Source organism: Brevibacillus sp. NRS-1366 (assembly GCF_050467985.1).
In genome coordinates this window covers 1-4,618 of sequence record NZ_JBITPN010000084.1, presented here as the reverse complement: position 1 = coordinate 4,618, position 4,618 = coordinate 1, and the positions used below count along the sequence as shown (strand labels likewise).

Here is a 4,618-nt window from a genome sequence, read left to right as displayed (position 1 = left end):
CGTAGGTGGAGGGTAGTTCACCTAATCTTTTTTGCTTATGTCGCGTTGGAAGTATTTCTCGCTCAGTTTCACATAAGTGCCATCTTCATGCATTGTTTTAAGGGCTTCGTTAATCTTGTTCAACAGCTCAGTGTTACCCTTGCGAACTGCGATACCATGCTGTTCTTCTGTCAGTGCAGCACCGCTCTTCTTAATTTTTAAACCACCTGAACTAATCGCAAGTTCCCCTACTATACTATCAGTAATGACCACGTCATGTTTGCCTTGCTCCAGTGCGCGCAGAGCGGTAACGTCGCTGTCGTAGGTTTTTATGTTGTCTGTATATTCACGTGCTATTTTTTCATGGGTGGTTCCGAGAGCAACCGCCACTTCCTTGCCTTTCAGTTCTCCCAGTTTGGTGATGTTGCCATCAGGACGGGTGAACAACTGTCCACCGGAGAGGTAGTAGGGATCAGCAAAGTCAATTTGTTGTTTGCGTTCTTCGGTGATGACATGGCTGGCAATAGCTGCGTCATAACGACCTTCTTTTACCCCTGAGATGATACCGGAGAACGGCGATGTTACAGCATTCGCTTTCAGTCCAATCCGTTTTGCAATCTCTTCACCAATCTCGATATCAAATCCGGTTAATTGACCATCTTTAAAGTAACTGAACGGTTGATACTCACCAGAAGAAGCATAAGTAAACACGCCTGCATCTTTAGTCATGCTTGAAGCGACAGCTTGTTCACTCGCATCTGCAGTTGTTGTCTGTTGTCCTTCTTTAGAATTGGGGGCAGATTGGCTGCAGCCTACCGCCAATAGTGACATGAAAAGTAGAAGTGCCGTTGATATTCCTACGGATTTTTTTATTATCATTTTATTGCTGTAAACATTTAGCAATTAATTGCATGGAGTCTGAAAAGGCCTCCACAGCTTGATCGATATGGATTTCAGTCATGACTGTTGACAAATTCCACATTCCTCTTGGTGCAGTATAGATACCACGATTTAGCAACTCCAGGTGAAGTAACTTAGCAAGGTCTTTACAAGAACTATGAGTTGAAGAGTAGTCGATTGGAGGGGTTACAGTAAAATGCACGTTTAACAGTGAACCAGCGCGTGTGATAGACGCTGGAACAGCAAATCGTTCTATCGTCTCAAGCATCCGACTCTCCAACCTTTGCCCCAATTTATCTAAATGAGTAATCGCTTGTTCATCCAACAGTTCCATAGAAGCAATTCCTGCGACCATCGTAATTCTGTTACCGTTAAATGTCCCACCGTGCGACAGGGGTTTCGATTGAGCTGGATCAAAGAGAGACATAATATCTGCCCTTCCGCCATACGCCCCTACTGGAAAGCCTCCACCGATAATCTTACCCAAGGCGGTCAAATCAGGAGTAACTTGATACTTACTTTGCGCTCCACCTGTGCTCAAACGCAATGTCTGCACTTCGTCAAAAATCAGTATGACGTCATATTTGTTAGCCAGTTCGCGCAAACCCGTCAGATATCCCGGCTGTGGAGGAATCACGCCAGCGGCTCCCATCACAGGCTCCACCAGAATGGCAGCGATTTCATTTGCTCGCTGAATAAGGAGTCGCTCCACTGCCTCAAGATCATTAAATGGTACGACGTAAACATCCTGGGTGACGTGTACAGGAATTCCCATCGATACTGGAGCCTGCTGAGCAGATGAAAACTCACTTTGGACGGTTTCGTGAGTTCCGTGATAGCCCCCATCCATTTTGATTAAGCCTGCCCGATTGGTAAATGCCCGGGCGGCCCGTATGGCAAACATGGTCGCTTCTGAACCAGAGTTGCAAAAACGAACCCGTTGAATCCCCGGCACCCTTTCGCTCAGTATTTCGGCGAGAGTAATTTGTTCCTCAATGACACTGGCATAGGATGTACCGAAGGTCAACGCATGGTTCACTTTCTGTAAAATCTTCGGATGTGCATGTCCATGAATTGTAGAGGTGTAATTATTCAAAAAGTCTAAATATCGATTCCCGTCAATGTCTTGTAATTCCGGGCCACCCCCACTATTTACGGTTATTGGATAAGGACTAAAAAAAACAGTTGTACGTGTGTCGCCACCTGGCATTACTCGCTGTGCTGCCTTATACATCTCCCTAGACTTTTTGGTTCGAAGAAGATACTCTCGTTCAGCAATGGCAAAGGCATATTGTTGATCCATATTATTTCCCCTTTCTTCTTTTCAAGATTGAGAAGCTGAAGTCTCTCCTCTCCAGTCTTAAGTTGTTTTTTTGGTCAAGCCGCCCCTATAATAGGCTTTAACGAAAATACACCTAATTTAGCGTTAGCCCTTGATAGCCTCATGATAGATGAGAATTGGTAGCATCAGCAATTGTCCGAATGTATAAAAGTAATCGACTGATTTTTACCCTAATGGCGATAAAAATCAGTCAATAAGTGAGGGATAATCTATGGGGATCACCATCAATGAGGCACTACATTTGCCGGTCATGAAGAAAGCGAAGCTCGTGGCTGGAAGAGAAGGCATACAAAATACCATCAAATGGGTTACCATCGTGGAAGTTCTCGTTCCAGAAGACATTGATCGCCTCCAAGAAGGGGAATTACTCATCACTACTGGCTTCGGTATCTTGGAATCCGAAGAGAAACGTGAGGTCTTTCACTCGCTGTTGTCGATGAAAAAATTGTCAGGCATTGCTTTATATACTGGTTTTCGTCTTCCAGAAGTTCCCGAATCGTTTATTGAAATTGCTAATAAACACGCCATGCCAATTTTGGAAATTTACCCAGATATTAACTTCTCAATGATCACAAAAGAAATCTTGGAGCAAATTGTGAACAGCCAGATTAAACTGCTCGAGTATTCCCACAGCATCCACGAAAGGTTTACCAAACTCGTACTACGCAGTCAGGGGCTAATTCCTATAACTCGGACCCTTTCCAGCTTGATTCAAGGAAGTGTCATATTAATCAATGATTTGTCCGAGATTGTCCAGCATTGCCTCATTCATCATAAGTTAAGCGTATCAGAGGCTGAGAGTATAACAATGGGAGAAGAGGTAATTCGTCTACCGGAGTTTTTAAGCAGAAGCATTCATTACACTGAGTGCTTTGAAGTGAAAAAACAAAATTATGTTTTTCACATCCAACCAATTGTTGCGAATCAGGCCCTTTACGGCTTTATCTTTTCAATCAAGGAAAGCGATAAATGGGAGAAACTAGACAGCATTGCGATTGAGCATGCTGCTACAGTCTATGCATTTGAATTCCTAAAGCTGAAAGCAGTTGAAGAAACTCGGATTCGTTTGCAGGGGGATTATCTGGAAGAACTTTTGAACGAAAGCTATATCAATCGATCGCATGCGCTCAAACGTGGAAAAAAACTTGGATTAGATCTGACTTTGACCCATGTTGTTATTTATATCAAATTTGATACAATGAACGAAAAGTCAACCAATGCTGCCCAAATCATTGATCAGTTGATGAAAGAAAAAAATCGGCAGACTGTAATAATAAAAAAACGGGATGCACTGATTGTGTTAGTAGAAGTAAAGGATAACAAAATCAAATCTAACAAGCAGGATAGTTTAGAATTGGCGCAAGCGATCCAGGACAAATGGGTACGCTTATTTCCTAAAGATGTTATAAAGATTGGGATAGGCCGAGTCTATTCCGATTTGCAGGAATTGCCGAAAAGTGCACAAGAGGCAGAGTATTCCATTCATTTTTCTGAATTACTCCCGACATCGAAGACAATCGTTCATTACGAGGATCTGGGACACTTTCACATATTGATACACATGATAGAAGCTGGCAATGACCTACGTGATTTCTATGAAAATCTTATTGGTCCCTTATTTTCTCACCAAAGGGACGACTTACTTCGTACGTTGGAAGTCTATCTGCATCGCAAGAACATGCAGATCACCGCGGCTGAACTGTTTGTCCATCGCCAATCCCTGAGATATAGATTGGCAAAAATCGAAAAGATAACCAGTCTTAACCTGAAATCTTCAGACGATCAGATGAAGTTGCAGATAGCGATTATGGCCTATAAGTTAGATCGTTTTAAGAATCCAGAAAGATTTAAACAAGTTCCTTAATTAATAGTACAGGTTTATGGGGAATAACTTTTTTTGTCTTCTCTTCATAAAAGGTGTTCTTCAAACTACTAGGGTGGGCAGGAAGACGGTGATACGTGAACCACACAATTACCTCCATATCTTGCGGGTCTTCCCGCCGTTAGCATTTATTTTGATTTATATGAAATAAAACATGTTTATTTAAAGGACTATCTTTATCAACTCTCGGGTGATTGAAAGTTTTAATAAAACTCATACCGATTTTTATCATAACTTTTTTCGAAGACTCATTAGCATTGGCTGTAAAACTATAAACATCACTAAAACCCAATTTGTTAAATCCATATTGTAAACAGGCTGACGCCCCCTCAGTTGCATATCCTTTTCCCCAAGCCTCTTTTTTCAGTCGCCATCCAATTTCTATACACGGTGTAAAATCTGCCTCAAATGTTGCCCTATGAAATCCTATAAACCCTATAAACTCTTTATTTTCCTTTGCTTCTACGGCATATAAACCAAATCCAGACTCTTTAAACGTGAACGTCAAATAGGCC

The 4,618-nt window shown here is 42.1% G+C and carries 4 protein-coding genes; 1 reads left to right on the top strand and 3 read right to left on the bottom strand.

Annotated features, from left to right (window positions below):
• Positions 1-21: 21 nt before the first annotated feature.
• Together ACIFQN_RS35740 and ACIFQN_RS35735 are read right to left on the bottom strand one after the other, a co-directional pair.
• Positions 22-810, bottom strand: a complete 789-nt coding sequence (locus ACIFQN_RS35740; RefSeq protein ID WP_429837796.1) for a transporter substrate-binding domain-containing protein — start codon at positions 808-810, stop codon at positions 22-24.
• Between the two features lie 49 nt (positions 811-859).
• The gene (locus tag ACIFQN_RS35735) at positions 860-2,182 is read right to left on the bottom strand and encodes an aspartate aminotransferase family protein (RefSeq protein WP_429837795.1); all 1,323 of its coding nucleotides are present in this window, start codon (positions 2,180-2,182) and stop codon (positions 860-862) included.
• A 250-nt stretch (positions 2,183-2,432) separates the two neighbouring features.
• On the opposite strand from ACIFQN_RS35735, the gene ACIFQN_RS35730 reads away from it, so the two are divergent.
• Positions 2,433-4,085: a PucR family transcriptional regulator gene (locus tag ACIFQN_RS35730; RefSeq protein ID WP_429837794.1), complete on the top strand. Its 1,653-nt coding sequence runs from the start codon at positions 2,433-2,435 to the stop codon at positions 4,083-4,085.
• 139 nt (positions 4,086-4,224) lie between these two features.
• On the opposite strand, the gene ACIFQN_RS35725 is transcribed toward ACIFQN_RS35730, so the two are convergent.
• Positions 4,225-4,618, bottom strand: a 394-nt coding sequence (locus ACIFQN_RS35725) for a GNAT family N-acetyltransferase (protein WP_429837793.1), incomplete at its 5' end; no start/stop codon positions are given.

Excerpts from the sequence above, each read along its gene's own strand:
- ACIFQN_RS35740 (WP_429837796.1), bottom strand. The coding sequence starts at position 810 with ATGTCACTATTGGCGGTAGGCTGCAGCCAATCTGCCCCCAATTCTAAA.
- ACIFQN_RS35735 (WP_429837795.1), bottom strand. The coding sequence starts at position 2,182 with ATGGATCAACAATATGCCTTTGCCATTGCTGAACGAGAGTATCTTCTT.
- ACIFQN_RS35730 (WP_429837794.1), top strand. The coding sequence starts at position 2,433 with ATGGGGATCACCATCAATGAGGCACTACATTTGCCGGTCATGAAGAAA.